This is a genomic window from Leptolyngbya sp. PL-A3, from assembly GCF_039962325.1.
Classification (GTDB): Bacteria; Cyanobacteriota; Cyanobacteriia; order Elainellales; family Elainellaceae; genus Vacuolonema.
This window is the reverse complement of record NZ_JAMPLB010000005.1, coordinates 105858-126718: the sequence shown is the minus strand read 5'-3', so window position 1 is coordinate 126718 and position 20861 is coordinate 105858. Positions and strand designations below refer to the sequence as shown.

Here is a 20861-nt window from a genome sequence, read left to right as displayed (position 1 = left end):
GCTCTAACTCCTTCCTTTCATCTAAAACATCTGCAAAGGAGCCTAACCCTGTTCAGCCCACTCAGTAGCTTCCCGTTTGGCATAAATATTTTTTAGATGCTTCTTGACTGTATCAATCGTCACAAAGAGCTTGGCCGCGATTTCGTTATAGGTCATCCCCATGCGACGCCACACCCAAACCTCTGCTTCCCGGGGGGTGAGCTTGAATTTTTTGATTTCGGCAACCGCCGCCCGCCGTACTGTTTCCTGCCGATCCTCTAGCACAATCAGAAAACACAGACCCTCCGTCTGCTCTAACTGCACCGTCTGAACGCGAACGCGGATGTCGTTACCCGGACCGGTGTAGAATTCTCCCTCCATGAGAGCAAGGCGTTCGGGAGCGATCGCCCCATCACTGGCCTTGCGCAGTAACTGGTAAAGTTGCCAGATTTCATCAGCGACAGGAGCAGTGGTAGGAGTTTCCTCTAAAAGTTTTTGGCAAATTTGATTGGCATAGGCGTTGGAAAAAACAATGTCGCCGTGGTGATTCAAAACCAGAACACCATCGGGGAAGAAGTTGACAAGGTCGTTGATTTTCATGTCTTCGTGGGGGGCTCAATGGGACAAGAAATACAGGCTCTAAGACCCGACAGCCAATGAACCGAATGCATTAGCGGCAAGCGGTACGTTGAAGAAACAGGAATTACAGGGAATCACGACGGGAATACACAGTTGGGGGCTGGCAAGCTCAAGCAATTTTTCTGATGGATATGACCCAGACTTCGTTAGAAGTGCATATAGACGATGGCATTTTCCGGAAGTGCCACGAAACTGGGATTGATGTACTTGCAAAAATTTCTACAGTGAGCCCCTATGAAATTTCGGCAAAGTTGCAGAAAGAAAAATAAGGAAGCCCTAAAGCGGGCTTCCTCAAAGCGTAATTATTACGTTCTGTTGATCAACAGGTTCATGGAAAAAAGGGGGAGCAAAGCTCCCCCTTTTTTATTGCTTAACGCTTCGCGAGCTTCTTCGACACCTTCCGGAGGCGAATAGACTCAGGAGTTACTTCTAGCAGCTCATCGGGACCGATGTACTCTAGAGCCCGTTCCAGGCTCATATCGATGGGAGCCTGAAGCTGTACCAATTCCTCACCACTGGAAGCGCGGTGGTTGGTCAGCTGCTTGGTCTTACAAACGTTGAGCTCCAGATCTTGAGGACGATTGTGCTCACCCACAATCATGCCCTTGTAGACCTTCGTACCGGGGGTAATGAAGAAAACACCCCGATCTTCAGCGTTCTTCATGGCATAGAAGGTAGCCGTGCCTTCTTCAAAGGAAATCAGCACCCCATTGCGGCGTAGTTCCATATCACCCGAGAGGGGGCGATAGTCGAAGAAGCTGTGGTTCATGATGCCTTCCCCACGGGTCATGCGCATGAAATCACCCCGGAAGCCAATCAGACCACGAGCCGGGATAACGAACTCAAGCTGAGTCCGTCCCATATCGCCAATCCGCATGTCCTGCATTTCGGCGCGACGCTGGCCCAACCGCTCGATACAGCTACCGGACGCACTTTCGGGCACGTCGAGCACGAGCATTTCATAGGGCTCGCAGGGCTGACCGCCGACTTCACGGTAAATCACCTGAGGCTGAGATACCTGGAATTCGTAGCCTTCCCGACGCATAGTTTCAATCAGGATGCCCAGGTGAAGTTCACCACGGCCTGATACAGCAAACTTGTCGGGAGAGTCGGTGGGTTCTACACGTAGAGCCACGTTGGTTTCCAGTTCGCGCATCAGGCGATCGCGCAACTGACGCGACGTAACAAACTGTCCTTCCTGACCTGCAAACGGCGAGTCATTGACCGAGAAGGTCATTTGCAGAGTCGGCTCGTCTACCTTAATCAGGGGCAGCGCTTGAGGAGAATTCGGATCGGTAACGGTCTCGCCAATGTTGGCATCTGCAAAACCAGCAACGGCAACGATATTGCCTGCCGTAGAGGAGGCAATTTCAACCCGCCGTAGACCTTCAAAGCCTAATAGCTTGGTGATTTTGCCCTTCACAATAGAACCGTCTTCCTTCATCAGAGCCGCCTGCTGCCCCATGTGGATGGTGCCGTTGTGAATCCGTCCAATAATGATGCGGCCCAGGTAATCAGAGTAGTCCAGGGTTGTGACCTGCAATTGCAGGGGCTTCTCAGGATCACCGACGGGAGCCGGAACGTGCTTCAAAATGGCGTCAAACAGAGGCTGCATATCAACGCCTTCGTCGTCCAGGTCGTTTTTAGCAAAGCCACCGAGGCCAGAAGCAAACAGGTAAGGGAAATCACACTGATCGTCATCTGCACCCAGTTCGAGAAACAGATCCAATACTTTATCGATCGCCCCAAAGGGATCGGCCTGGGGACGGTCAATCTTGTTCACGACCACAATAGGACGCAGGCCCTTTTCCAATGCTTTTTTCAGTACAAAGCGGGTCTGGGGCATGGGGCCTTCGTTGGCGTCCACAATCAGGATGCAGCCATCAACCATGCCCAGAACACGCTCCACTTCACCGCCGAAGTCAGCGTGACCCGGAGTGTCAACAATGTTGATGAGGGTTTCTTTGTAATGAACAGCGGTGTTTTTGGAAAGAATGGTAATGCCCCGCTCCCGCTCCAGGTCGTTGGAGTCCATCACGCAATCCGGAACCTCTTCCCCCTCACGAAAGGTGCCAGATTGTTTCAGCAGTGCATCAACAAGCGTAGTCTTACCGTGGTCAACGTGAGCAATAATGGCAACGTTGCGAATGGGAGAAAGCATAATAGAACCTGAATTGGGAGGGATTGGATGGGGAGGCCGAGGGGGCCTGCGACCCGGAACGCGATCGGACTCGACTCCCCGGCTGAGGAGTTCATAGAAAAATGAGTCTAAACAAACCGCAATATTTCTATATTAAGTTCACAATGGTCAATTGGGCAGGGGGAAAACCGATCGCTTATTTTATTTCCCAGGCTCCTTTAAAGAAGTCCAATTCGCATCGCATAGCGTAACGGTAAGTGGCTTCAACGGTACGGCCTGCATGAGCGTAGCGATCGGTGAGTTCAGCCAGTTGTTGAATCAATGGTTCGAAGTCACCACTACTATAAGTTTTTATCCAATTGCTATAGGGATGATCAGGAATACCCCCTACAGCTAACTCCTGGCCTAAAAATCCATAAAGCTTCATGCAGGGCAACATTGCTGCCGCCGTCATACCCACTTCTTGCCCCCATGCAGTTGCGAGTAAAAAGTCGGTGTACTGACGGGTGGCAGCACCAGGTTGCACGTCCCGCAGGTTAACTCCCCACTCTGCTGCATAGGATTGGTGCAGCTTTAACTCTTGCAGCACGCCATCTGCCAGTGCGTGAAATGTAGAGAAGCCATTCCAATCAGGAGCTTTCGCCGCTGCAACACTATAAGCGCGGGCAAAGGCTTCCAGGAAGAAGGCATCTTGCCCAACATAATAAGCAAAGATCTCGCGGGGTAGGGTGCCGTCACCAATGCCCTGGACGAAGGGATGGTCGAGGCAGGCGATCGCCAAGTCTTGATTGACGTTCCAGAGGGTATCAGCCAGGGTCATGGTTAGGGGAATGAGAGCTATCTAACAAGGATTCCCAGGTGGGGTCTGGGAAGGAGCAGGGTGAACAGGGATATAGCGAGAGCCATTTAGGTTAGGACATGAAAAGCGAGTACTTCGGTTCCCTTCTCACGTCCTAACCCAAATGGCGAAGAGGATAAGAGTGAGGCCGCTCCAGTTCTTTTGGATAGTAAATAACCTCAGTTAAGGGCATTTTCGAGTGCCGCGCGTTGCGCGGCACTCGAAAATGCCCTTAACCCGAACTCAGGTTAAATAGGGTGCAGAAGTCTCGTCGGAGGCGCGTCACCCTCCAAACCTGCTGGCTGGGGAGCAGCTCTTCGTATTTTTCGGTGTTAGAAATGCGAAAAGGGGGCCTAAAGCCCCCTTTATGTCCACAGTATGGCCAGTAATTAGTTGGCGGAAGCCTTGGCAACCAGAGGTGCTTCGGCACTGACCAGACGCTCGTAGGTGGCGCGCATCTTTAGACCAACTAGCACCTGGAAGAGACCAGAACCGTTTGCGGAACCGGGGTACTCTTTGTGCTTCAGCAGCAGCTCGGTCAGTTCACCGTAGTGCTTCACAGAGGTGTTGCTGAGGTGGCTTTCGATGTAGATCACTTCTTCCAGGCGATCGAATTGACCGTCGACTTCCAGAACGGAAACACTGTTGCCGTAGTATTCGTCGGGGCCGTAGTGGAGACGAATACCGGGGTAAGAGCAGGTCAGCTTGCGGCCGCAGGGGATCCAGTCGATGGTGGAGCCTTCGTCAAACAGGTAGGCGGGCTCGAAACCTTCGATGCCATCCTTCTGGATGAGGCGAACGCGAAGAACTTTGCGCTCGGTGTCGTTGGGGATAAGCTGGGTGGGAAGAATTTGGATAACGACGTCAGCGTATTGCTTTTGTACGTCAATGTAGGCTTCGAAGTCGGGGCGACGGGAGTTGATAGCCGCCATTACGTCTTCGTAGGTGTGGCCGCGCTCAGCCATGTCTCGCTGGATCTTCCAGGCGATTTTCACTTCGTCGTCGATGTCGAGGTAAACGCTAAAATCGAGCAGCTCACGAACGCGCTCGTCGTACATGGGGTGCAGGCCTTCGATTACCACAATGCGGTTGGGGTGAACGGTCTCAGGAGGATCGATCATGCCCGTCTCGTGGTTGTAGATAGGCTTCTCGATGGACTTGCCTTCTTTCAGAGCTTTGATTTGCTCATACATCAGATCGAAGTTGTTAGCCGCAGGGTTCAGAGCGGTGACACCGTGCTCTTTCCGCTGCTTCCGATCCAAAGAGTGGTAGTCGTCCAGACAAATGACCGTCATCATTTCCTCGCCAAACAGGTCGGCAAGACGACGGAGAAACGTGGACTTGCCGCAGCCGGAATCCCCTGCGACGCCGATGAGTACTACACGGTCGATGTGACTGGTCATAATTCCCTCAAACTACCCTACAGAAGACACAAGTTATCTGAAACGCAATACCCGCCCTACGACAAATCACCGGCAACGGCACTAAAAGACCGCATTGATCGCAACGTGACCTGTTTGTCAGGATGACGCTGGCCGGTGATGCATGACATTTAAATTTAGCAGGAATGATCCCCGTAATTAATCCAACGGAAAAACAAAGCCCGCAAAATGCTCGGGTGAATACACCTGTCGTTACTAGGTATTAATACCATCCATTATGGCTGATCCTATCAGAAGAGGGGCGATCGCTACAAGATGATCTGTCGGATTCCAGATTTTTTAAGTCCGACCTGAATGTATTCATATTAAAAGGAAGAGGGGCAATTGCTACGAAGCATGAAGAAATATCTACCTAATTCCTGAATGTAAAGAAGCTGTGAAATTGAAGCGAAAGTAACATTTCGCAACGAAAGAGGCCGATATGGTGGGGCTGGAGGGTCTGACGCCATATCTGCCCATAATTCCATCAATGATGCGTCCTCCGGCGATGCTAATCTAGATACCAGTCTGGTGATTCCACGGGCCACTGTGATAACCAGATACGCTTTTTGATCTTGAACAGCAATAGTCGGTTTATAGGGCGTCAATTAACGATGTATAGTCCAAGCGCAATGGGCAGTTCTTCTAGCTCACAGGCAGATTCTCGGCTCTTCGTCTATGAGGTCGAAGGGCTTCGGCAAACGGATGACAGTGAACCTTCTTCATCTTCCATTCGGCGGAGTGGCAGCATCTTTATTACAGTGCCCTACGCTCGGATGAATCAGGAAATGAAGCGGATTTCCCGCATGGGAGGCCGCATTGTCAGCATTCGTCCCGTATCTCCTGCTGGTGAATCGAACGGGCAGGTTGCGCCTGGGTCAGCTCCCTCCGAAGCAAGCCAGTCGCAGGGCAAACCATCCATGACGCAAGCAAGCGAAAAAACCAAGAAAGATGTTCCCGTGAACACTTACCGACCGAATGCTCCTTTTATCGGTAAGTGCATGAGTAACGAGAAGCTAGTTGGTGAAGGTGGTATCGGGATCGTTCAACACATCACCTTTGACCTCTCTGGTGGTGATCTGCGTTATCTGGAAGGCCAGAGCATTGGCATTATTCCAGACGGAATTGACGCGAAAGGCAAGCCCCACAAGCTACGCCTGTATTCCATTGCGTCGACTCGCCATGGCGACAATATGGACGACCAAACTGTTTCCCTTTGCGTTCGTCAGTTGGAGTACAAGCATCCAGAGAGCGGCGAAACCGTTTATGGTGTTTGCTCGACCTTCCTCTGCAACCTTGAGCCCGGTGCCGATGTGAAAATCACTGGCCCCGTTGGGAAGGAAATGCTGTTGCCCGATGATCCCGAAGCCAACATTATCATGATGGCGACCGGTACTGGGATTGCACCTTTCCGTGCTTACCTATGGCGCATGTTCAAGGATGCCGAGCGGGCTAAAAACCCTGAGTATCAGTTCAAAGGCTTTGCCTGGTTAATCTTTGGTGTACCGAAGACTCCAAACATCCTTTATAAGGAGGAGTTGGAGGAGATGACCCAGAAGTATCCCGACAATTTCCGTTTGACCTATGCCATCAGCCGTGAGCAGCAAAACGCTGAGGGCGGCCGGATGTATATCCAGAACCGGGTGGCTGAGCATGCGGATGAGATCTGGAACATGGTGAAGCAAGAGAAGACCCATGTGTACATCTGCGGTCTGAAAGGTATGGAAGATGGCATTGATGCAGCGATGGCTGCCGCTGCCGAGAAGGAAGGCATTGTGTGGAAGGACTACCAGCGCTCGATTAAGGAGCGTTGGCACGTAGAGACCTACTAAGCCACCTTTGCTTAAAAACAGAAAGGCTCGGCGATCGCCGAGCCTTTCTGTTTTTCTATCACTGGCTTTTTTAGTATCAGGGCTTACGCAAGTCCGCTATATCTAGAGCATTTACGCTGTGAGTGGGGTGCAGAGCACCCCACTCACAGCGTAAATGCGTAAGTCCTGAGTGTGTTACACGTACCCAACGAGGCATACGTTCTGTTGGGGTTGAAGGCCTGGCTTGGGGACGGGCTGCCCTTCCAAAAAACTCCCTCGGCAAGGAGGTTTTGCAGGGGAGGTGTTAGGTCGCTTCGCATCTGTGAGGTTTGGCTCAGGTTTGGGTTACGTCGTGTTGTGCCTGAGATTGTGGTGTCTACAGGCGTTCTAGTCTTTCGTTTAGGATGCGGCAGCGATCGCAATTCCCAACGGATAAATTCGATGTTCCTGAGCTTGAATACGCTGGTGCAGAGTTTCTACAGTATCTCCGGGAAGGATGGGAACGGCCGCCTGCACCAGAATTGGGCCGCTATCAACCTCTAGGGAAACGAGATGAACGGTACAGCCAGTGATTCTGGCACCGCTCGCTAGGGCTTGCTCGATCGCATGGGCTCCTTTGAAGGAGGGGAGCAGGCTGGGGTGAATGTTAAGCAGGCGTCCGGGAAAGGCGTCGATCAAAACCTGGGTGACAATGCGCATCCAGCCCGCCATAATCACCCAGTCAACCCCCTGGTCGTAGAAGGTTTGGGCGATCGCCCCATCCAGTGTTTCTCGACTGGGAAACTCGCGGTGGTTGAGGAGCACTTTGGAGATGCCCAGGCGATCGGCCCGTTCGGCGGCTTTGGCCTGAGGGTTGTTGTAGATAAGGCCACAAATTTCGGCGTTGAGTTCTTTTTTGGCAATGGCTTGGGCGATCGCCTCAAAGTTGCTGCCACTGCCCGATGCCAGTACCCCAAGCCGGAGGGGCGGCCCATCCCAGTGGCGCTGCCACAACTCTGAGGAGATGGGAGGGGAAAGCAAACTGCTCTCCAAGGAGGCGGACGCAGGACTGGCACTCATGGAACACTTACAAAATTCAACAAACCTCATTACTATCGCACTTCCTCATCCCATGCTGCGATAAAAACCAATGAATGTCAGCAATTCTCAGTATGGGCTTTGAAGCTGAGAGTTCGTGCCCTTCGGGCATGAACTCTCAGCTTCAAAGCCCGAAAATAGCCCGCCTTCGGCGGGCTATTTTCGGGTTGAATTCCAAAATGAGAATTGCTGAATGAATGTGTTCTGCCAGTTCTTTTCCTACAGGTGCAGGCAGCCATCATTACGTAACGAACTTAGGGTAAGTTGAAGCGCCGATTTTGGCGTGCGCTAAAATCAGCGTTTTCGTTGCCGCACGTTGCGCGGCAACGAAAACGCCCTTAACTCGAAGTCAGGGTGACAAGCTCAACAGTTAGAAATGAGGCCAGCTAACATTATCAAATCTCTACATGACTTGGGTTGAAAACGATCCCCTCTGGATGGTCTACTAAACTTGGCATGATGGTTAGGGGTTCTAAGATGCGCTCTCAAGAGATATTAGGACGGGCACGGGAAGGCGATCCAAGGGTAATTGCGGCCATTCTCAACCACACCTTAAAGCCATTGGAGGTGCATGTGCAGGCAGCACGGCGCGATCGCACTCTCCACCTAGTTTTGGAAGCTGAGCCAGCACCGGATGCTAGCCGGATGAGTGCCCTGGTCGAAAAGCTGATGCGAGAACTCAAGGCTGAAAGTCTAGAGCAAATTGTTCTGTATGGGCAGCGGGTGGGAGAGGAGTCAGTAGCATGGAAGCAAGAACTTGTGCTGAAGATAGAACCCGCCGTGAGTAGCATGACCACCACCCCGTCGGAAACCGCCCCAAGTGCTCTCGAAGCCGATTCCACTGCCCCAGAAGCTACCCCTGGAACATCCGAAAGGTCAACAAAACTCGTAGAAACCTTTGCGGTTGTTATGACTTCCACAACAACCTTGTCAGCTTCTGAAGTCGAACCAGAAGTTTCACCCGAACCCGCAGAAGCCCCTGAAGTCGAACCAGAAGCTTCACCTGAACCGGCAGAACTTGTAGAACCCTTTGCGGCTGTTGCAACCACGACAACCTTATCAGCTCCCGAAGTCGAACCAGAAGCTTTACCTGAGCTGGCAGAAGATCCTGAAGTCACACTAGAAGCATCACCTGAACCGACAGAACTTGTAGAACCCTTTGCGGCTGTTGCAACTTCTACAACAACCTCGTCAGCTCCTGAAGTCGAGCCAGAAGCTTCACCCGAACCTGCAGAAGCCCCTGAAATCGAGCTACAAGCTTCTGTTGAACCTGCACAACTTGTAGAACCTTTTGCAGCTGTTGCAACTTCTACGGCAACCTCGTCAGCCCCTGAAGTAGAAGCTTCACCTGAGCTTACAGAAGACCCTGAAGTAGAGGCAGAAGCCTCAGCTGAACCTGTACAACTTGTAGAACCTTTTGCAGCTGTTGCAACTTCTACGACAACGCTACCGTCCCCCGAAGCAGGAGTACTGGCCCGCCCCGAGGAAACTGCCCTGACAGTTGCAGAAGCTGAGACAGAAGAATTTCTTGAAGACGTTGATGACTCTATCAAGGCTCTGCTCAAAACCTTACAACGCCCAGAAGCCGTGATCCTTTTGTTCGCGCTATTGCTCGTTACCTTCTGGGAGTTTTATCTCGATCTGGCAGAAGGGGATCGTAACGAAGCTCTCACCCGCATTAGCCTGGCCCAGCGCCTACGGGTGAGCCCCAGCACTGTGAGCCGACGCAAACTACAGGAAGATTTTAGTGCTTGGAGCCAAAGCCTTGACCCAGACGGAATTAGTTGGATCTATCAGAAGGGTCGTTACTGGCCCCTGGAGAGCACTATCGTTTCTAATTAATCTGAGTTCGGCAGGGCTTACGCATTTGTGTTGTGGGTGGGGTGCTTCGCACCCCACCCACAACACAAATGCGCTACGGATAGCGGGCTTGCGTCAGTTCTGTTCGGGTTAAGTTTTTGCAGGGCAGGCAAAAAGAAGCGCTCGGGCTTATCCCGAATTGAGGTTACCTATGTTGAGGCATAGCTTGTTCTAAAAAAGCTTCGACCTGATTAGAGAAAGCTTGGCCCGCGACCTCTGCTAAGCCATTATGGCCTGCGTTCGGCACCAGCCAAAGCCGCTTGGGTTGAGGACTCGCTTCATAAAGTCTGTCGCTCATATCCGATGGAACCTGATGATCGGCCAGGCCATGAATGTAGAAAACTGGCATTTGCAAACGTTTGACCTTGCTTAGGGAATCAAAGCGTTGGGTTAGAAGCCAATTAATAGGTAGAAATCCAAACGATAGAGTGCGCTCTGCCATCTCCTGCATGGAGGTAAAGCTGCCCTGAACAATAAGCCCAGCCGCATCTGGGTGCTGGACGGCGAGATTGATGGCGATCGCCCCTCCCAAGGAGTGCCCAAACACCATCACCTGTTCTGGCTGATAGCCTAACGGCCCTGTTAAGTAGTCCCAGGCCGCTTGGGCATCTTCGTAAACCGTTTTTTCTGAGGGAAAGGCTCCTCCACTTTGCCCATAGCCCCGATAATCAATCATCAAAACTGATAATCCCAGGCGCTGAAATCGGGCCGCATGGTTTACGTTGGCACCAATATTGTCGCCATTGCCATGGAGATAGAGCAGAGCGCCTCGTTCTTGAGTTCCAGCGGGTACCCACCAACCGTGGATGCGTTCAGTGCCCTTCGCCGCTGGCACTCCAATCCATACATCCTTAAAGGCGAGGCCAACAGTGGCAGGCGTGCTTTCAATAATCGATGAGGGGAAAAAGATAAGACGGGTTTGCCGGAGGTAAAGGAGCAGGCTCAAAATGCCGTAGAGGGAGAGGGCGATCGCTAAACCTACCCCAAACCATTTCATCAATTTTGCTCTCCTGGCGTGTTTGGCCATTCATTCCTACCCATCCTGGGGGCCCAAATAGATAGTGCGCGGTACTTCTACCGCGCACTATCTATTTTGTGTTGTTTCAATCAGCTTTGACATGATTCGTGCGGGTCACGCACGAAATCCACGAAACTACCCTTCAAGTTTTGGCATGGGCTCATGCCAACGGGTGGATTGTTCATAAGCATGAGCCACGCTGAGCAGCAGGTCTTCCTGCAAGACGTTACCGATGAGCTGCAAACCAATGGGGAGACCTTGCTCATCAAAACCGCAAGGTAGGCTCAGGGCAGGCAATCCTGCCAGGTTTACAGGAATGGTCATCAGGTCAGACAAATACATGCTAATGGGATCGTCCGTCTTCTCGCCCGCCTTAAAGGCCGTGGTAGGAGAAGTGGGGCACACCAGCACATCCACCTGCTGAAACGCTTTCTCGAAGTCCTGCTTGATGAGCGTACGGACCTTCTGAGCCTTGAGATAGTAGGCGTCATAGTAACCCGCTGACAGAGCGTAAGTTCCAATCATAATCCGACGCTTCACCTCCGCTCCGAACCCTTCGGCGCGGGTCTTGGCATACATATCCAATAGATTGGAAGGATCATCGGCTCGGAAGCCATACTTCACCCCGTCATAGCGGGCCAAGTTCGCGGATGCCTCAGAGGGCGCAATGATGTAATAGGTGGGCAGCCCATACCGGAACTGTGGGCAGGAAATAACCTGAATTTCAGCGCCCAATCCCTGCAATTGCTCTACAGCTTTCGTGACGGCCTGTTCAACCACAGCGTCCAAGCCTTCACCAAAGGTTTCCTTGATGATGCCAATTCGCAATTTGCCGCGTGGCTTGAAGTCAGGACGCAGGGCAGAAGCATAATCTGGAATGTCAACTTTGAGGCTGGTAGCGTCCTGGGAGTCATAACCCGCGATCGCCCCCAACAAAATTGCAACATCCTCGACCGTACGGCCAAAGGGCCCAATTTGATCCAGTGACGAAGCGTAGGCGACTAAACCATAGCGAGACACTAGACCATAGGTGGGTTTCAAACCGACCACACCACAGAAGGAAGCTGGCTGGCGAATTGAACCACCCGTATCAGATCCCAGGGATACCACGCACTGCCCAGCCGCTACTGCTGCCGCCGAGCCACCAGACGAACCACCCGGTACCCGCTCCAGATCCCAGGGATTGGCTGTGAGCTGAAACGCTGAGTTCTCAGTGGAGCTACCCATAGCGAACTCATCCATATTGGTTTTACCCAACATGACAGCACCGGCATCCTTGAGCCGCTGGGTCACCGTGGACTCATAGGGAGGCACAAAATTTTCTAGAATCCGCGAACCACAAGTCGTCCGGATTCCCTTCGTACACATGTTGTCTTTAATGCCGATGGGAATGCCAGCCAGCGGGCCAATCGCCTCTCCAGCCGCAATCTTGGCATCCACCTGTCGGGCTTGCTCCAAAGCATAGTCAGCGGTAACCGTCAAAAAGCTATGCACTTTTGGTTCTAGCGCTTGCAATCGTTCCAGCGCCGCTTCGGCAATTTCAACCGCCGTTCGTTCCTTACGAATAAGTTGCTGGTGCAACTCGCGGATGGATGGCATCGGGGAGTTCTCCATCGGGTACATCTAACAGTAAGCAGGGGGGAAATTTTCCCATCCCTCACTGTAGACGATTTTTTGGTCAATTAAGGCAGAGTTGCGCTGAGGGCAGCAGTTCTCATGATGAGCTTCAAAGCCAAGATTGCGCGCCCGACGGGCGTGCAATCCTGGCTTTGAAGCCCGAAAACCGCGTGCCGAAGGCACGCGGTTTTCGGGCCTGATTCCATACTGAGAATTCTGCGGTGAGGAGTCGGAGACGAAATAACCTCAACTCAAATTAAATAACCTGAGTTCGGGTTAAGGGCATTTTCGAGTGCCGCGTGTTGCGCGGCACTCGAAAATGCTTATTTTGGCGTGCGCTTTGCGCACGCCAAAATAAGCACTGCAGCTTATCTCGAACTAAGGTTAAATAAGTTTCAAAATAAACCGGCTAGAAGCTTGTAGGCTATGAAGGTTTAAACCCTCCAGTCCTCCCCTGCCCCAGATTGTTTAGCAAATTTAATTCTGCGGAGGGATGTGACATTTTAAGGAATTTTGATTACCGTAAACGGTCTTGTAATGCTTTTTCAGGAAAAGTGATTAAATCTAAAGATAAGTTGGCCCTGTTGAGTCAGCCCTGGTGTGGGGTATCGAGGTAGTGGAATGCGTCATTTGTGGTGGTATCTAACAGTTACACCCCTGGCAACTTTTGGGATTTGGGCAACCAGTTTGATTGTTCCTTCGTTCCCAGTTCTGGCTCCCGTGCTAGAAACTCCGCACTCGAAAACAGTGCCGTTTCCAGAAGCCAAGTCCCTTCAAGAGCTTTATCAGATCCGCGATCGCCTTCAGGCTGACCTCGCCAAGCGTCAGCCCGTCCTGATTTCCTCCCAGACGGGTACCGCCACAGCTCCAACAGAGTTGTTAGACAGCTTACAGGCTGTCGAAATTCACATTCAAGTAGAAGAGTCGGCTAAGCAAAGCTGGAATGATGCCATTCGGTTTGCGAACCAGGCAACCGCCCTGAAATCTCAAGCTGATGATTCAGAGGAGTCTGCCAAGCAGGCTTACACCCTCTGGAAGCAAGCTATGGACTCACTGAAAGAGGTATCTAAAGATTCCTTCATGGCAGCCCAAGCCGAGGCAAAGCGGAAGGAATATGAAAATAACTATGCTGTCGCGGCCTATCGCTACGACACGGTTCGTTCCGGTTTCCTGAAAGCCATTGCCGAGAAAACGGGCATGGCCTCTCGGGTTCGTGTCACGGTCTGCAACATGCAGCGAGAATGCCGTCGCTTGCGGGGCAATGAACCTCCAGCCAGCCCAGCCAGCTTGATCAAGGTGCCTGTGGCCGTTGCCCTGATGGCAAAACTGGATGAAGAGAAGATTAACCCAGAGACCAAGATCATGGTCAGTCGGGGGAACTGGACGGAGGATGCTGGAAAGATTTGGGTCGGCTCAGAATATTCCCTGAAAAAAATCATGCTTGACATGATTAGCTACAGTGGCAATATTGCAACCAATCAGCTCATAGACTATGTCGGGCGGGACTACATCAATCAGGTGCTGCGCGATCGCGGCTACACCACCACGACCGTACGCACCAAGCTGGTAGGCCAAAGCACCTACCCCGCCAACTTGGGCACCCCTCCCAACGTCATGACCACCGACGAACTTACCGACATGATGGTGGGCATCTACAACCAGGAGCACCCTGGTGATGACTTGATTCTCGAAGGACTGGTGAACCAGTACGATTGGGAGCTCGGCTATGAAGCGGTGAAGCGTCCTGCCGTTTGGATTGGGGAGAAAACGGGGCAAAACTCTAAAGTGCTGGGTAGCACAACTGGCGTGAATATTCAGGGCGAGCGATACGTCATTACGGTTACTATCGACTACACCGCTAGCGAACCTGCCGTGAAGACCGTCATTCAAGGCGTTGTTGAATATCTCGTCAAGAACAACGGGTTTGGAGGCAACACCGCAGCACCTCCGGCTGAAGGCTAAGTTCTGTTTCATAGCGCTACGCACTATATCAGGTGTGCAGGCTTCCAACAGCGAAGTGTTCGATCGCGCCCTCCACTCCAAAGACAATCGCCCTGCGCACCAAACGCCAGCGCATCAACAGAACCCGTATGTCCACTCAGCACACTCTGGAGTTTCCCATCGTGAGGATTCCAGAGTTTGATCAGCATGTCGTGACTTCCCGTTGCCAGGAGATTGTGGTTGAGTTCCAGAGCAAGGGCGCTAATGGGGAGTAGATGCCCGGTTAGATTACGACGTAACCCTCCAGTGTTAAGGTCGCGCAATTTCAAAGTCATATCCCAACTGCTGCTGAGGGTTGTTTGAGTAGCAGCAATGAGCGCAACAGCGCTGACACGGGCCGTATGCCCCGAAAGCGTTCGCAGCAGTTCACGAGTACCCAGGTACCATAGTTTGACGAAACCCCCGGCATCACCACTCACTAAGATTTGAGAGGCGGGATCGTAGGCCAGAGACTCGATGGGATGGGTATGCCCCTGGAGCACACCGAGGGGTTGACCGGAGGGCAGTTCCCAAAGACGAATGGTTTCGTCATGACTGGCACTGATTAACAGGGAAGTATCAAGAGCGATCGCCGTCACTTTCCCCCGATGCCCCCGCAACACGTGCTGCACGTTGCCCGTGTTCACATCCCAGACCCGTAACGATTGATCCTGGCTACCGCTGACCATAGTGGCTTCATCCTGGGCGATCGCGATACAGGACACACAATGCTCGTGGCCTTCAAAGATCCGCACCATTACCCCCGTCGAGGCATCCCATCGCCGAGGGGTGCCGTCGTTGTGGGCGGTTATGATGCCATCGGGAACCAGCGCTAGCGCATTCACCTCCTGCGCCACCTCAATCGTCTGGACACACTCCCACTTCTCTGTTCCGGCATCCTGCCAAATCGCAGACCAGACAGGCTTCTTCCAACTAGCTGCCAGTTGAATCTGGGTCGGGGAAGCACCTAAGTCACGCAGAATTTCGGCAGCGGTGGCGTAGCGATCGCTCAAACTATTAGCCATCATCCGATCCAGCAGGCAAGCCAGGCTGTCGCTGATGCCCACAGCGACGGATCGCCATCGCCATTCCCCTTGGGCAGAGTCAAATAAATCGAAGGGCGATAGCCCAGTCATCAGATGCAGGCAACTAGCCCCCAGGCTGTAGAGATCGCTGGCGGTGGTAGCCTTTCCCATCAGTTGCTCAGGGGCAGCATATTCAGCGCTACCCAGAAACGTACCCGTATTACCCAGAGTGGATTGGGTGGAGAACTTCACGGCACCGAAGTCCACCAGCATTAAAGTGCCAGAGCGATCGCTCCGGCGAACCAGGTTATCGGGCTTCACATCGCGATGAATCACGAAGTGGTCGTGCAGATACTGCAACACGGGCAGCACCGTACGCAGCATCTCTCGAATTTGTGCCTCATCAAAAGTCCCCTCCTCCTGGAGCTGCCGCAGCAAACTACGCCCATCGACAAACTCCTGCACCAGGTATTGCCAGCGATCGCGCTCAAAGTAGGCCAGGACATTTGGAATTTGGGGATGCTCCGATAGCTCTGCCAGGCGTGCTGTCTGCTGTCGCAGGGCATCCGCGTCAGTGCCCATGGGAAATTCTTTTAGAACGCAGCGCGGGTCGAGGATTTGATGCGTATCCATGCCTAGAAATGTGCGGCTAGACCTTCCCTGGCCCAGCGGTTGGTAGGCACTGTAGCGATCGCCCAGCCGCAACCGTTGCCCACAGTTCTGGCAGAAGTTCGTCTTTTCTGGGTTGATGGGTTTATCGCAGCGTGGGTTGAGACAGTAAGGCATAGACTAAACCATCTGCCAAACACGTACAGTTTCATCGGGACTACCGCTCACCAACACCTGACCGTCTGGACTAAAGGCGAGGGCGCTGACGCTCCAGGCATAGGGAAGCGCAAGGGGGCGATCGCCGGTCGGCACCAGCACACCTGATTCAGTCCGCTTCAAATCCCAAAGCTTAATTCGGTTGTCTTCGCTGCCGCTAGCCAGCAAGCGGTTGTTGGGGGAAAGGGCAAGGCAGGTGACCGCATCCTGATGAGCCAGTTGCGTGTGTACAGCTTTGCCCTCGCTTAAGTTCCAAAAGCGCAGCGTGCGATCCCAACCTGTACTGATGAGGGTTAACCAATTGGAGCTGATGGCGGTAGCACTGATGCGATCGCTATGGCCCCAGAGGGTACGAATGATGCGATCGCTCCGCAGATCCCACAGCCGCAGGGTGCGATCATAGCTACCACTGATGAGGGTTTGTCCATCGGGGCTGAGCAGGAGACTGCTGATGCGATCGCGATGCTTGTGCAAATGGGCTAAAGGTTCCCCGCTCTCTTGCTCCCACAGGTTGATCAGGCCGTCGCCCCCACCACTGGCGACCAACGCTCCATTCTGGCTCAGCGCCAAGGCCGAAATCAGCCAGCCATGCTCCGGGCTCCGGCGGATTAACTTGCGCGTCTCCAAATCCCACCAACGCAGCGTGCAATCCTCGCTGCCACTGATGAGAGTACAGCCATCGGCACTAAAGGCCAGCGTGGTGATAGCCTCGGTATGACCCGCCTGAAACCGGAGCGATCGCCCACTCCAGGTGTGCATTAACGTGCCAGACTCCAGATGCCACAGCTTAATGCTACGGTCGGTGCTGCCACTGGCTAGCAGAAGACCGTCGGGACTGATGGCGATCGCCGTCACAGGCCCTGTATGCCCCTCCAGATTAAATACACACTCCCAATTGCGGCGAACAGGCTGAGACTCAACAGATTCCGCTGGAGCCAGAGTCAGATCAGGACGGCTACCCACGGCAAGAGGCACACGGCGGCCAACTCGTATGACAGGGCTGCTGGTCTGATTGAGCGCTTGCAAAACGGCTGTGGCCGAGCGAAATCGTTGGGAAGTGGGACGACGCAGAAGTTTGTTCAGCACCTGGGCAAGGCGATCGCTCACGGGCTCCGTCAGGAAATCCTGCCAAACCCAGGCATCATCACTTGCTGAATATAGATCAAAGGGATGCAGCCCCGTCATCAGGTGAATGCAGGTCACCCCTAGACTGTAGAGATCGCTAACAAATTCAGCACGGCCCATTACCTGCTCAGGAGCCGCATATCCAGCACTCCCGATGAGGGTGCCCGTACGGGCCAGCACCGTAGGGTTGGCATACTTAGAAGCGCCAAAATCCACCAGCACTAAGTCCTCTAGAGGAGCATTTGCAGACTCCTGTCGTCGGATGATGTTGGTGGGTTTGATATCACGATGAATAATTTGGTGGTCGTGCAGCGCCTGCAACACCGGCAACAAGCTGTTCAACAGATGGCGAATTTTTAGCTCACTGAAAGGTCCCGCTTCGGTCAGTTCCTGTTCTAAGGTGCGCCCCTTAATGAACTCCTGAATCAGATACTGACAACCCTCCTCCTCCAGGTAGGCGTAGAGCGTGGGGATCTGAGGATACTTGCCAATTTCCCGGAGTTGCTCTCCCTCTTGCCGGAATAGCTCAGCGGCTTTTTGGCGAGCTTCTTCGCCAGGCTGTTGCGGCAGAAATTGTTTGATGACACACAGGGGATGGCCTGGCTGCCCTTCGTCACGAGCCATAAAGGTGCGCCCAAATCCCCCCTGCCCCAGCAGCTCTAATGGATGGTAGCGATCGCCCAACCGCAGCGATCGCCCGCAAGCCATACAAAAACGGGCATCTCCTGGATTAATTGGCTGAGGACAATCAGGGTTTAGGCAATGGCTCATGGAGGGGAAACGGATAGATGGGTGGATCAATCGAGAGATAGATGGGCGAGCCAGTGGACTCCATCACTGACTCATCCACTCATTTCCCCATCCACCCATTCCCTCAAGGCAAATCTCCCAATCACGTTGGAACAAGCTCACCCGGTCGCAGCCGGGACCACTTGCCCATATCCGCTTTGAAGCTATCACAGCCCACTACGTCATACTCTTCACTGAGATCCCCTTCCTGGACGATTTGCCCATCCTCAGTCACCCGCACTTCGGGCAGCGAGTAGTTGTAGTTAATGGTAGGGTTGACCGCCTCAAAATCAGGATGGTCAGTCAAATGAGGCTGCTGGTGTAGCCCTTCCACCTCGTGATACGTGGTGCAGCGATCCACGTAATGGCAGTTAACACAGATACACATCCCGAACACCTCATAGTGCGACAATGGCGGGCATTTTTGATAATCTAGCCTAAATTTACCGATGACGGCATCAGCACCCGGTCCCTAACCTCAGGTTATGTCTTAAGCCTATGGAGGGGGATATTCTAAAGGCTGTTTTTTGGACATGCTGGATGCTTCACGGAAAGTATTTCTAACCCTGGATTGCCGGGCAGAAGCGATCGCCCAAGCCCCCCAATTGGATGTAGCAAAATGAAAAGACACCAGCAAATAATAGGGGAGGCCGTGGTAGTGATCGTGGTAGTGATTTAGAATACCGTGGCCCATTTTCCGGTATGTTTTTTGATTGGGCTTCCTGAAGCATCGCCCGTATTAACTATCGCCCTACCATCAGGCCGTAGGCCATCAAAATTTTGAATATTACTTCCCTATCATCGCTCCACTCACCCGAGATTTGGCTCCACTTCCCTCATATTCAGTCAGCGCTTTCCCCAGAAACCTGGCCGTTCAGCCTGGATTGGTTGCCACCAACCACCTGTCTTGTAGGGGGTAATGTTCGGGATGCGTTGCTGGGACGGAAAGCCGAGTACCTGGATCTAGATTTTGTGCTGGCTGAAGGTGCCGTCGCTGTTGCTGAGGCGATCGCCCGCCACTACAAAACAGGCTACGTACTACTCGACCAGGAACGTCAGATTGCTCGGGTGGTGTTTGATCGCGCTACGGTAGATTTTGCCCAGCAGGTGGGCGACTGCCTGGAGGAAGACCTGCATCGGCGTGACTTCACGGTGAATGCGATCGCTTACCACCCCCATAGCGATCGCCTGATTGATCCCCTCAGTGGGTACACCGATCTGCAACATCAGCGGATCCGCATGGTGGCTCCTGAGAACCTGAAAGAGGATCCCTTGCGCCTGCTGCGGGCCTATCGGCAGGCAGCCCAGTTAGGATTTAGTCTGGAGCCCGAAACCCAGGCAACTATTCAGGATCTCGCCCCCTTACTGGAGCGGATTGCCCCTGAACGGGTTCAGGCCGAGCTGAACTACCTGCTGGGGACCCCTAAGGGTACGTCTTTTCTGAAGATGGCCTGGCAGGATCAACTCCTGGCCTACTGGCTCCCCCATGCTACTCACGACAGCATGGAATACATCGCCGGGATCGACCGAGCCATGATTCTACTGGAGCAGCTTTGGCCCGCTCTGGCTGAAGAAGCAACCAGTTGGCCCAAAGATCAGCAAAAAGCTTCGGGCATGGGACGAAGCTGGCTACGGGTCGCAAAGCTAGTCTGCCTGACAGAACCCATTCTCGACATTGCCGAGCAAGACCTTTGGCGGTTGAAATACAGCCGCCTGGAAGTACAGGCGGCCATGACAGTGGTACGAACGCTGCCCCTGCTAGCGACTCTCACGGGGACGGCAAGCGCAGGGCAACAATACCGCTTCTTCCAGAGTGTTGGCAGCACATTTCCTGCGCTGGTGCTGGTGGCGGCTGCCCAGGGTTTAGATCTGGAGACGATCGCCCCCCTACTCAACCACTACCTGGATCCCACAGATCCAGTCGCGCACCCACAAGCGTTAATTAGCGGACGTGATTTGATGAAAGCGTTAAATCTGCGCCCCAGCCCCCAGATTGGCAAATTACTGGACGCCATTCATTTAGCCCATGCGGAGGGGGCGATCGCCAATCGCGAGGACGCCATTACCTGGGCCAGGCGCTATGCTGAGGAGGGCATTCTGCTCCCGCCCTCGGCGGATACCATCTAACCTTGTCCGACGCAGTCTTACTGCTGGTTCCAGCATCTGGAAGCCAGGGAATGGAGCAAGACTTTACTGACGTCCCCGGGCTTGGTAAGATATGAAGTTTGTGAACTTTGCGATCGTCAATTTTCTGCGCACAGCCCACTCTTCTAGATTTTTCACTGCACACCACTAGCAAACGAGGTTCGAATGGCTAAACGCCGTAACTTGAAAAAGGAAAAAGCACTGCGTAATTTAGAGTACGCCCGCAAGTTTCGGAAGCGGGGCGGCACCGGGCGCATGGGCGGCCGGAGACGGTTCCCCGGTTCAGGCGCTCAATCGGGTAGTGACGACAACCAAGAGGATATGAGCGGGAACACAGAAGGAGCAGCAGATTAAGCTCTTCAGCTTAATGCGCGGTTCCCTCATCCCCGATAGTTTTACGCCATCAATAGGGACAAAATTTTTGCCCCTATTGAGTGCAACTATCCCTCTTTACGCCCAATAGAACTGTGACTACAGAACAAAAAGAATCGAGTGGAGGCTAAGTCTCCACTCGATTCTTTTTCTATCTTTGAAATGCCTTGCATAGACAGGTCTTTCAAAAATAAGCGTCC

General features: G+C 53.1%; 15 protein-coding genes. 5 read left to right on the top strand and 10 right to left on the bottom strand.

Features of this window, described 5'->3' with window-relative positions:
- Nucleotides 1-42: 42 nt before the first annotated feature.
- The 4 genes from NDI52_RS06425 to NDI52_RS06410 form a co-directional block, all read right to left on the bottom strand.
- Complete coding sequence (locus tag NDI52_RS06425; RefSeq protein WP_190771929.1) at nt 43-579, bottom strand: helix-turn-helix transcriptional regulator; 537 nt, start codon at nt 577-579, stop codon at nt 43-45.
- Nucleotides 580-988: 409 nt separating this feature from the next.
- Nucleotides 989-2779: a translational GTPase TypA gene (gene typA / locus NDI52_RS06420; RefSeq protein WP_190771930.1), complete on the bottom strand. Its 1791-nt coding sequence runs from the start codon at nt 2777-2779 to the stop codon at nt 989-991.
- 175 nt (nt 2780-2954) lie between these two features.
- The gene (locus NDI52_RS06415; RefSeq protein ID WP_190771931.1) at nt 2955-3578 is read right to left on the bottom strand and encodes a TenA family protein; all 624 of its coding nucleotides are present in this window, start codon (nt 3576-3578) and stop codon (nt 2955-2957) included.
- A 407-nt stretch (nt 3579-3985) separates the two neighbouring features.
- On the bottom strand, nt 3986-4999 hold the full coding sequence (locus NDI52_RS06410) for a phosphoribulokinase (RefSeq protein WP_190771932.1): 1014 nt from the start codon (nt 4997-4999) through the stop codon (nt 3986-3988).
- A 632-nt stretch (nt 5000-5631) separates the two neighbouring features.
- On the opposite strand from NDI52_RS06410, the gene petH reads away from it, so the two are divergent.
- The gene (gene petH / locus NDI52_RS06405) at nt 5632-6849 is read left to right on the top strand and encodes a ferredoxin--NADP reductase (protein WP_190789405.1); all 1218 of its coding nucleotides are present in this window, start codon (nt 5632-5634) and stop codon (nt 6847-6849) included.
- Nucleotides 6850-7227: 378 nt separating this feature from the next.
- Here petH and purN read toward each other — a convergent pair whose 3' ends face one another.
- Nucleotides 7228-7887 (bottom strand): phosphoribosylglycinamide formyltransferase, encoded by a 660-nt coding sequence (gene purN / locus NDI52_RS06400; protein ID WP_190771934.1) that lies wholly within the window; start codon nt 7885-7887, stop codon nt 7228-7230.
- A 495-nt stretch (nt 7888-8382) separates the two neighbouring features.
- Between purN and NDI52_RS06395 the strand changes: the two genes are divergently transcribed.
- Nucleotides 8383-9747, top strand: a complete 1365-nt coding sequence (locus NDI52_RS06395) for a hypothetical protein (protein ID WP_190771935.1) — start codon at nt 8383-8385, stop codon at nt 9745-9747.
- A 163-nt stretch (nt 9748-9910) separates the two neighbouring features.
- On the opposite strand, the gene NDI52_RS06390 is transcribed toward NDI52_RS06395, so the two are convergent.
- Together NDI52_RS06390 and gatA are read right to left on the bottom strand one after the other, a co-directional pair.
- Nucleotides 9911-10762 carry an alpha/beta fold hydrolase gene (locus NDI52_RS06390; RefSeq protein WP_242035830.1) on the bottom strand — a complete coding sequence of 284 codons (852 nt, stop codon included), beginning with the start codon at nt 10760-10762 and terminating at the stop codon, nt 9911-9913.
- Between the two features lie 156 nt (nt 10763-10918).
- On the bottom strand, nt 10919-12382 hold the full coding sequence (gatA, locus tag NDI52_RS06385) for an Asp-tRNA(Asn)/Glu-tRNA(Gln) amidotransferase subunit GatA (RefSeq protein ID WP_190771937.1): 1464 nt from the start codon (nt 12380-12382) through the stop codon (nt 10919-10921).
- A gap of 639 nt (nt 12383-13021) precedes the next feature.
- On the opposite strand from gatA, the gene NDI52_RS06380 reads away from it, so the two are divergent.
- On the top strand, nt 13022-14362 hold the full coding sequence (locus NDI52_RS06380; RefSeq protein WP_190771938.1) for a serine hydrolase: 1341 nt from the start codon (nt 13022-13024) through the stop codon (nt 14360-14362).
- A 23-nt stretch (nt 14363-14385) separates the two neighbouring features.
- On the opposite strand, the gene NDI52_RS06375 is transcribed toward NDI52_RS06380, so the two are convergent.
- From NDI52_RS06375 to NDI52_RS06365, 3 genes are all read right to left on the bottom strand, one after another.
- Nucleotides 14386-16191 carry a serine/threonine-protein kinase gene (locus NDI52_RS06375; RefSeq protein WP_190771939.1) on the bottom strand — a complete coding sequence of 602 codons (1806 nt, stop codon included), beginning with the start codon at nt 16189-16191 and terminating at the stop codon, nt 14386-14388.
- A gap of 3 nt (nt 16192-16194) precedes the next feature.
- Nucleotides 16195-18126: a serine/threonine-protein kinase gene (locus tag NDI52_RS06370; RefSeq protein ID WP_190789406.1), complete on the bottom strand. Its 1932-nt coding sequence runs from the start codon at nt 18124-18126 to the stop codon at nt 16195-16197.
- Between the two features lie 121 nt (nt 18127-18247).
- The gene (locus tag NDI52_RS06365) at nt 18248-18532 is read right to left on the bottom strand and encodes a Ycf34 family protein (protein ID WP_190771941.1); all 285 of its coding nucleotides are present in this window, start codon (nt 18530-18532) and stop codon (nt 18248-18250) included.
- A 392-nt stretch (nt 18533-18924) separates the two neighbouring features.
- On the opposite strand from NDI52_RS06365, the gene NDI52_RS06360 reads away from it, so the two are divergent.
- Together NDI52_RS06360 and NDI52_RS06355 are read left to right on the top strand one after the other, a co-directional pair.
- Complete coding sequence (locus NDI52_RS06360; protein WP_199307876.1) at nt 18925-20271, top strand: CCA tRNA nucleotidyltransferase; 1347 nt, start codon at nt 18925-18927, stop codon at nt 20269-20271.
- Nucleotides 20272-20454: 183 nt separating this feature from the next.
- Complete coding sequence (locus NDI52_RS06355; protein WP_190771942.1) at nt 20455-20643, top strand: hypothetical protein; 189 nt, start codon at nt 20455-20457, stop codon at nt 20641-20643.
- The last annotated feature ends 218 nt before the right edge of the window (nt 20644-20861 follow it).

What these genes read in the sequence shown, in the direction of transcription:
- NDI52_RS06415 (WP_190771931.1), bottom strand. Translation starts at nt 3,578, where the DNA reads ATGACCCTGGCTGATACCCTCTGGAACGTCAATCAAGACTTGGCGATC.
- NDI52_RS06355 (WP_190771942.1), top strand. Translation starts at nt 20,455, where the DNA reads ATGGCTAAACGCCGTAACTTGAAAAAGGAAAAAGCACTGCGTAATTTA.
- typA (WP_190771930.1), bottom strand. Translation starts at nt 2,779, where the DNA reads ATGCTTTCTCCCATTCGCAACGTTGCCATTATTGCTCACGTTGACCAC.
- purN (WP_190771934.1), bottom strand. Translation starts at nt 7,887, where the DNA reads ATGAGTGCCAGTCCTGCGTCCGCCTCCTTGGAGAGCAGTTTGCTTTCC.
- NDI52_RS06370 (WP_190789406.1), bottom strand. Translation starts at nt 18,126, where the DNA reads ATGAGCCATTGCCTAAACCCTGATTGTCCTCAGCCAATTAATCCAGGA.
- NDI52_RS06425 (WP_190771929.1), bottom strand. Translation starts at nt 579, where the DNA reads ATGAAAATCAACGACCTTGTCAACTTCTTCCCCGATGGTGTTCTGGTT.
- NDI52_RS06410 (WP_190771932.1), bottom strand. Translation starts at nt 4,999, where the DNA reads ATGACCAGTCACATCGACCGTGTAGTACTCATCGGCGTCGCAGGGGAT.
- NDI52_RS06390 (WP_242035830.1), bottom strand. Translation starts at nt 10,762, where the DNA reads ATGAAATGGTTTGGGGTAGGTTTAGCGATCGCCCTCTCCCTCTACGGC.
- NDI52_RS06375 (WP_190771939.1), bottom strand. Translation starts at nt 16,191, where the DNA reads ATGCCTTACTGTCTCAACCCACGCTGCGATAAACCCATCAACCCAGAA.
- petH (WP_190789405.1), top strand. Translation starts at nt 5,632, where the DNA reads ATGTATAGTCCAAGCGCAATGGGCAGTTCTTCTAGCTCACAGGCAGAT.
- NDI52_RS06365 (WP_190771941.1), bottom strand. Translation starts at nt 18,532, where the DNA reads ATGTGTATCTGTGTTAACTGCCATTACGTGGATCGCTGCACCACGTAT.
- gatA (WP_190771937.1), bottom strand. Translation starts at nt 12,382, where the DNA reads ATGCCATCCATCCGCGAGTTGCACCAGCAACTTATTCGTAAGGAACGA.
- NDI52_RS06380 (WP_190771938.1), top strand. Translation starts at nt 13,022, where the DNA reads ATGCGTCATTTGTGGTGGTATCTAACAGTTACACCCCTGGCAACTTTT.
- NDI52_RS06395 (WP_190771935.1), top strand. Translation starts at nt 8,383, where the DNA reads ATGCGCTCTCAAGAGATATTAGGACGGGCACGGGAAGGCGATCCAAGG.